Below are 7,061 nucleotides of genomic sequence, written 5' to 3'. Positions count from 1 at the left end.
GCCATTTTCGACGCGCTGGCCGCCGAAGAACGCCCGGCATCGGCCTATGACATCGCCGACACCGTGTCGCAGGCGCGCGGCAAGCGGGTCGCGCCCAACAGCGTCTATCGCATCCTCGACCTGTTCGTGGCGAACAACATCGCGATGCGGGTGGAAAGCGCCAACGCCTATATCGCCAATGCGCATCCGGGCTGTCATCATGACTGCATCTTCCTCGTCTGCCGCAACTGCAAGCAGGCGACCCATGTCGATGACGACAAGGTGACGAACGAAGTGCGCGCCGTCGCGGTGCAGGAAGGGTTCAAACCTGAACGGCCGGTGATCGAGATATTGGGCACCTGCGCGAAATGCGCGGCCTGATAGGGCGTTGCGCTGGCGCCCGGAACGGCCTAGCGCATCTTGCTTTGGTCCGGAACGGCCCGATGGCCTGCGGAGTCTATGTCTTTGATGAATGATCGCCCCGAAACCCCGCTGCTGGATCAGGTCACCTGGCCGTCGGACCTGCGCGCCCTGAAGCCCGAACAGCTGCGCCAGCTGGCCGACGAACTGCGTCAGGAAGTGATCGCCGCCGTCGGCGTGACCGGTGGCCATCTGGGTTCCGGCCTTGGCGTCGTCGAACTGACCGCCGCGATCCATTATGTGTTCGACACGCCCACCGACAAGCTGGTGTGGGACGTCGGCCACCAATGCTATCCGCACAAGATTCTGACCGGGCGGCGCGACCGGATTCGCACCCTGCGTCAGGGCGGCGGCCTGTCGGGCTTCACCAAGCGCGCCGAAAGCGAATATGACCCCTTCGGCGCGGCGCACAGCTCCACCTCGATCAGCGCGGCGCTGGGCTTCGCCATCGCCAACAAGATGCAGGATCGGCCGGGCAAGGGCATCGCCGTCATCGGCGACGGCGCGATGTCGGCCGGCATGGCCTATGAAGCGATGAACAACGCCCGCGCGGCGGGAAACCGGTTGATCGTCATCCTCAACGACAATGACATGTCGATCGCCCCGCCGGTCGGCGGCCTGTCCGCCTATCTCGCCCGCCTCGTGTCCAGCCGCGAATTTCTCAGCCTGCGCGATCTGGCCAAGAAGCTGGCGCGCAAGCTGCCCCGCCCGCTGCACAAGGCGGCCAAGAAGACCGACGAATTCGCGCGCGGCATGGCGACCGGCGGGACGCTGTTCGAGGAACTGGGCTTCTACTATGTCGGCCCGATCGACGGCCATAATCTCGACCATCTGATCCCGGTGCTGGAAAATGTCCGCGACGCGGCCGAAGGACCGTGCCTGATCCATGTCGTCACGCAAAAGGGCAAGGGATATGCCCCGGCCGAAGCGGCGGCGGACAAATATCATGGCGTCCAGAAATTCGACGTCATCACCGGTGCGCAGGCAAAAGCCCCGCCCGGACCGCCCAGCTACACCAATGTCTTCGCCCAGGCCCTGATTGCCGAGGCGCATCGCGACCCGACCGTGTGCGCCATCACGGCGGCAATGCCGTCGGGCACCGGCCTTGACAAGTTCGAACTGGCCTTCCCCGACCGCACTTTCGACGTGGGCATCGCGGAACAGCATGCCGTTACCTTCGCGGCGGGCCTTGCCGCGGAAGGAATGCGCCCCTTCTGCGCCATCTACTCCACCTTCCTGCAACGCGCCTATGATCAGGTCGTGCATGATGTGGCGATCCAGAATCTACCCGTCCGCTTCGCCATCGACCGCGCGGGCCTCGTCGGGGCGGACGGTTCGACCCATGCGGGCAGCTTCGATGTCGCCTATCTTGCCACCCTGCCAAACATGGTGGTGATGGCGGCGGCGGACGAGGCCGAACTGGTCCATATGGTCCATACCTGCGCCGTGCATGACAGCGGGCCGATCGCCGTACGCTACCCGCGCGGCAACGGCACCGGGGTCGACATGCCTACGCTTCCCGAAGCGCTGGAAATCGGCAAGGGCCGGATCGTTCGCGAAGGGCGTCAGGTCGCGATCCTCTCGCTCGGCACCCGCCTTGAAGAAGCGCTCAAGGCGGCAGAGGCGCTGGAGGCGAAGGGCCTGTCCACCACCGTCGCCGACCTGCGCTTTGCCAAGCCGCTGGACGAAAAACTGATCCGCCAGCTGCTGACCAGCCATGAAGTCGCCGTGACGATCGAGGAAGGCGCGGTCGGGGGCCTTGGCGCGCATGTGCTGACGCTGGCCAGCGACCTTGGCCTCATCGACAATGGCCTGAAATTGCGCACCATGCGCCTGCCCGACATCTTTCAGGATCAGGACAAGCCCGAAGTGCAATATGCGCAGGCCCGGCTGGACGCGGATGCCATTATCGATACGGTGCTGACGGCGCTCCGCCACAACAGCGTCGGCGCCGAAGCGCGAGCCTGACCCTATTGACGGCCTGACCATGCTGGCGAAATGGCTGCTGGTCCCGCCGATGATCGTCGGCGGGCTGGCCGTTCTGGGCGTCTGGCACGACTAAAGCATCGTGCGCAAAAGTGGGAACCGGTTTTGCGAAGATAAGGATGCGATAACAAACGACTAGAGCACGCATCTTGCGTCTGATTTAACGCAGCGTGCTCTAGCGTCACCGCCGCGCACTGGCGGCCAGGCGTGTCGGCATGTCTCCATCCGCCCTGATCGACTTGATGATCGTACAGGGTGTAGCCGCCCGGTGGCCGAATATGTCTGGGACGTCCTTGCCCCGCATTATGGCGACGGCGACATTCTGCCCCATCCCGATGATGATCTGACCCGCGACGCCCATATAGATCCGGACGAAGTGGAGGATATGGTCGCCGACGTCTTCAGCCGTTTCGCGCTGCCCCAACCCACGGTCCGACATCCTGAAAGCGTGCCGGAGGCGATGACCATTCCTGCCTTCGCCCGCTATCTCGACGGGCGGCGAAATGCGCTCAGGAACCAGATAGCGCCACCGGCGTCATAGCCGCACCGCGCCCGTCATGCGATGACCGGCACGGTGGGCACGAACGGGGGAAGGATGATGGTGCAGGCTATCGGGCGACATGTTATTCCGGCCTTCGCCATCCTGTTGCTCGCCCTGCCCGCCTGTCGCCCCAAGGTGGAGGACAAGCCGCCGCCCCGCGCCAATGATCCGGTGCCCACGCATCAGCAAAGCTCCATCATCACTGCACCAATAGAGGGCGACGCCGCCATCATCAGCCGCGCCGTCGAACGGGCCGTGCCGCGCACGCTGTGGACCATCCACGAACCCGCCGCCCGCTGCATCCCCCCGCAGGAGCTGAAGCTGCTGGGCAAGCGGATCAAAGTCACCCCGCCCATTCGCTGCGCGATCCATGGCACCGTGACCCGCAGCGCCATCCGCCTGCGCGGTGAGGGACAGGACATCATCGCCGACGTGCCCATCCACGCAGAAATCAGCGCGCGCGACACCGGCGGTCGGCTGAAGGGGGAAACCGCCACCGGCGCGGCCATGGCCCATGCCCGCATCCGCCTGTCGCTTACGCCGCAATGGGCGCTGACAGGCAAGGTGCGACTAAGTTACGATTGGACCACGCCGCCCGGCATCGATTTCCTGGGCCAGCGCATCCGCTTCACCGACAAGGTGGACGAAAAATTGCAGCCCATCGTCCGTCAGCTGGAACGCGACCTGCCGCGCGAACTGGCGCAGGTGGAATTGCGGCCGAAGGTCGAACAGCTATGGCGTCAGGGCTTTGCCGTGCTGGAACTCAATGAACGCAACCCCGCCGTCTGGATGCGGGTGACGCCGCAAAAGCTGCTCTATGGCGGCTATGCGCTGCACAAGGGGCAATTGCGGCTCGATCTCGGGCTGGAAGCGCTGACCCAGACCCATGTCGGCCCGCGCCCGGACGATCCGACGCCCACGCCCCTTCCACCGCCAGCCACCACCCGCGTCGATGGCCGCTTTGCCATGGCCATCCCCGTCACCGCCGATTATGCGCAGCTGGAACCGGTGATCATGCGCGCGCTGACGAAACGTGCGGCCCGCCCGTTCGATCTGCCTGCCATCGGCCCGATCATGGCCCGCTTCGATAAGGTGGAGGTCTACGGCACGGATGGCGGACGCATCGCTGTGGGTGTCACCATCGCGGCGCGCCCGGCATCGGGGCAGATGGGCGAAACCCATGGCCGCATCTGGCTGGTCGCCCGCCCCGTCAACGCGCCGGGCAGCGCTCAAGTGCGCTTCACCGACTTCAGCGTCACCGGCGCGACGGATGGCGTCGCGGGCGACATGCTGGTGGCGCTGGGCAACAGCCCAGGTTTTTCGCAGCTGATCGCCTCTTCCCTCACCCAGAATTTCACGAAGGATCTGGATGAACTTCAGGGCAAGATCCGCCGCGCCATCTCGGAAAAGCGGTTGGGCGACCTGCTGATCCGCAGCCATATCGACGCGATCGAAACCGGCGAAATCCATGCCTATGGCGCGGGATTGCATCTGCCGGTAGAGGCGCGGGGTACGGCGCGCCTCCTCTACCGCCCGGCCGGGCGATAGGGCACAGGCGTCAACCGACGGCGCCCTTTTTTCAGTAAAAGCCTTTACGGGGAAGGACGACGGCCCATCCCCCCAAAGGCCATCACCTTCTTACTGCTGCGGTACGGCGGCGCGCGCCGCTTCGCCATCGCCTTCGGGCGCGGCGATGATGTCGCGGGTCGTCTGCCCCTTGTCCACCACTTCGGTGGCCGGATCACCGACCGACGAACGGATGCCGGGCGCCGCATTCGCGCGGCCTGCGGCGCTCAGCGTCGCGCTTTCCGATGCGCTGCGCGCGGCGGGACCGCCGAACATCGCTTCCATCGCGGCCTTGCTCGAATCGACTGCTGCCGCAGCGGGCGAACCCGGCGCGGGCGGAACCAGCGCGAAGTCGGGCGGAATCACCAGCGGCGCCTGACGCGAGACGGCAAATTCGTCGGGGCGCTGGCGATTGAGCAGTCCGCCGCCGCCGCCGCACGCCGACAGGGTGGACAACAGGCCAGCGGCGAGGATCAGTTTACGCATTACTTCAAAGTCTCCGTCTTTGCGCCCTTGTCGCGCAGCAGCAACGCCCGCGCAAGCAGGATCAGCACGCCGATGGTGATGGCGGCGTCGGCCAGATTGAAAATGAGGAACGGCCGCCATTCGCCGAAATGCAGATCGGCATAATCGACCACATAGCCAAGGCGTACGCGGTCGACGATGTTGCCGATCGCCCCGCCCAGCACCAGACCCAGCGCCGCGACATCCTGCCGCGCTTTTTCGCGCCACATCCACACGCCCACGAAAGCGGCGATCAACATGGTCATGCCGACCAGCGCCCAGCGCGCGACGTCGGTGTCGGCGTGGAAGAATCCCATCGACACACCACGATTTTCCAGCCAGCGCAGGCGGAATATGGGCAATATATCAATGCCATCCAACCGGCTTTTCAGGTCCAGCGGAAATGTGACGCTATATTTGATCAGCTGGTCGACCGCCAGCGTCACGATGGCGACGGTCAGGCCCAGCGGGCGGTGATTGACGGCGGGCGTGATGCTCATGCCTTCAGCACCCCATCACAGCGGTCGCACAGCGTGCCGTCCTCGGCCACTTCGGGCAGCTTGCGCCAGCAACGGCCGCATTTATGCCATTCGCTGGGCCGGATGGCGATGCCGTCGCCCTCGCCCATGGTCACGCGCGCGACGATCGCGACTTCGGCGAAATCGACGTCGCCCACCGGCAGCAGTTCGCCCATGGTCACATCCGCTTCCAGGCTGGACCGGATCACCTTGTCCCGGCGGAACGGTTCGATCGCTTCGTTCACCTGTTCGCGCTGGTCGCGCAGCTCCGTCCATTTTTCGTCCAGATGGCTGTCGATCCAGCGCGCATCGACCTGCGGCCATTCCAGGAAATGGACGCTGTCATCCTCGCTTGGGAAGCGGCTCTGCCATACTTCTTCCGCCGTGAAGGGGATGATCGGCGCGACATAGCGGACCAGCGCGTGGAACAGCGTGTCGAGCAGCGTGCGATAGGCGCGGCGCTTGGGGTCCGACTTCGCATCGCAATAGAGGCAATCCTTGCGGATGTCGAAGAAGAAGGCGGAAAGGTCGCTGTTCGCGAAATCGAAGATCGCGCGGGTGTAGCGGCTGAACTCCAGCCAGTTCTCGCTCTTCGCCGCCTTGTCCACCACGGCGCGCAGTTCCGCGTCCAGCTGCGCCAGACGGTGGAGCATATAGCGCTCCAGTTCCGGCATTTCTGCGTAGGAAACGGCTTCCGTTTCCTCATTATAGTCGGAAAGAGCGCCGAGCATGTAACGGAAAGTATTGCGCAATTTGCGATAGGCGTCGGACGAGCCGGCCAGCACTTCCTTGCCGATGCGCACATCATCGAAATAATCGGTGCTGGCGACCCACACGCGCAATATGTCCGCGCCGCTTTCCGCCATGATCTTCAGCGGATCGACCACATTGCCCAGGCTCTTGGACATTTTCTTGCCCGTGCCGTCCAGCGCGAAGCCGTGGGTCAGCACCGCCTTATAGGGCGCCTGACCGCGGGTGCCGCAGCTTTCGAGCAGCGAAGACTGGAACCAGCCGCGATGCTGATCCGATCCTTCGATATAGAGGTCCGCGCGCGCATCCGGGCCATAACGCCCCTCGACCACGAAGCTGTGGGTCGAGCCTGAATCGAACCAGACGTCGAGGATGTCGTTGACGACTTCATAGTCATTGAGATCGTAATCGGGGCCGAGCAGCGCCTGATGATCCGCGCCGAACCATGCATCCGCGCCGGCGCCCTTGAACGCGTCGATGATGCGGGCATTGACCGCCGGATCAACCAGATAGTCGCCGCTCTTGCGATGGACATAGAGGGCGATGGGGACACCCCATGCACGCTGGCGGCTGATCACCCAGTCGGGACGCCCTTCGACCATCGAACGGATGCGGTTGGTCGACCGTTCCGGCACCCAGCGGGTGTTGGCGATCGCGTCCAGCGCCACTTCGCGCAGCGTCGGGCCGTTGCCGCTGACGAGCGGCGTGGGCAGCACGCCGCCTTCGACGTCGATCACCGCGCCTTCCTGCGGACGGTCCATCGGGATGAACCATTGCGGGGTGCAGCGATAGATGAT

7 protein-coding genes are annotated in these 7,061 nt (G+C 64.7%); 4 read left to right on the top strand and 3 right to left on the bottom strand.

Annotated features, from left to right (window positions below):
• From ACOJSJ_RS05625 to ACOJSJ_RS05610, 4 genes are all read left to right on the top strand, one after another.
• Window positions 1–360: Fur family transcriptional regulator (locus ACOJSJ_RS05625; protein WP_420144007.1), on the top strand; the 360-nt coding region annotated here is incomplete at its 5' end.
• Window positions 361–447: 87 nt separating this feature from the next.
• Window positions 448–2,367, top strand: coding sequence for a 1-deoxy-D-xylulose-5-phosphate synthase (gene dxs, locus ACOJSJ_RS05620; RefSeq protein WP_420144008.1), 1,920 nt, complete (start codon window positions 448–450; stop codon window positions 2,365–2,367).
• 286 nt (window positions 2,368–2,653) lie between these two features.
• The gene (locus ACOJSJ_RS05615) at window positions 2,654–2,926 is read left to right on the top strand and encodes a hypothetical protein (RefSeq protein ID WP_420144006.1); all 273 of its coding nucleotides are present in this window, start codon (window positions 2,654–2,656) and stop codon (window positions 2,924–2,926) included.
• Window positions 2,927–2,980: 54 nt separating this feature from the next.
• The gene (locus ACOJSJ_RS05610; RefSeq protein WP_420144005.1) at window positions 2,981–4,474 is read left to right on the top strand and encodes a DUF4403 family protein; all 1,494 of its coding nucleotides are present in this window, start codon (window positions 2,981–2,983) and stop codon (window positions 4,472–4,474) included.
• Window positions 4,475–4,564: 90 nt separating this feature from the next.
• Here the strand turns inward: ACOJSJ_RS05610 and ACOJSJ_RS05605 are convergent, their stop codons facing one another.
• From ACOJSJ_RS05605 to ACOJSJ_RS05595, 3 genes are all read right to left on the bottom strand, one after another.
• Complete coding sequence (locus ACOJSJ_RS05605; RefSeq protein WP_420144004.1) at window positions 4,565–4,978, bottom strand: DUF3035 domain-containing protein; 414 nt, start codon at window positions 4,976–4,978, stop codon at window positions 4,565–4,567.
• Window positions 4,978–5,496, bottom strand: coding sequence for a signal peptidase II (gene lspA / locus ACOJSJ_RS05600; protein ID WP_420144003.1), 519 nt, complete (start codon window positions 5,494–5,496; stop codon window positions 4,978–4,980). The genes ACOJSJ_RS05605 and lspA overlap by 1 nt, the downstream gene beginning before the upstream one ends.
• Window positions 5,493–7,061, bottom strand: a 1,569-nt coding sequence (locus tag ACOJSJ_RS05595) for a class I tRNA ligase family protein (RefSeq protein WP_420144002.1), incomplete at its 5' end; no start/stop codon positions are given. The genes ACOJSJ_RS05595 and lspA, both read right to left, overlap by 4 nt.

The sequence above is a fragment of the Sphingobium sp. genome (assembly GCF_048594625.1).
Lineage (GTDB): Bacteria > Pseudomonadota > Alphaproteobacteria > Sphingomonadales > Sphingomonadaceae > Sphingobium.
Note: the sequence above shows the minus strand (reverse complement) of the source record. Positions and strands in the feature narration are given on the sequence as shown.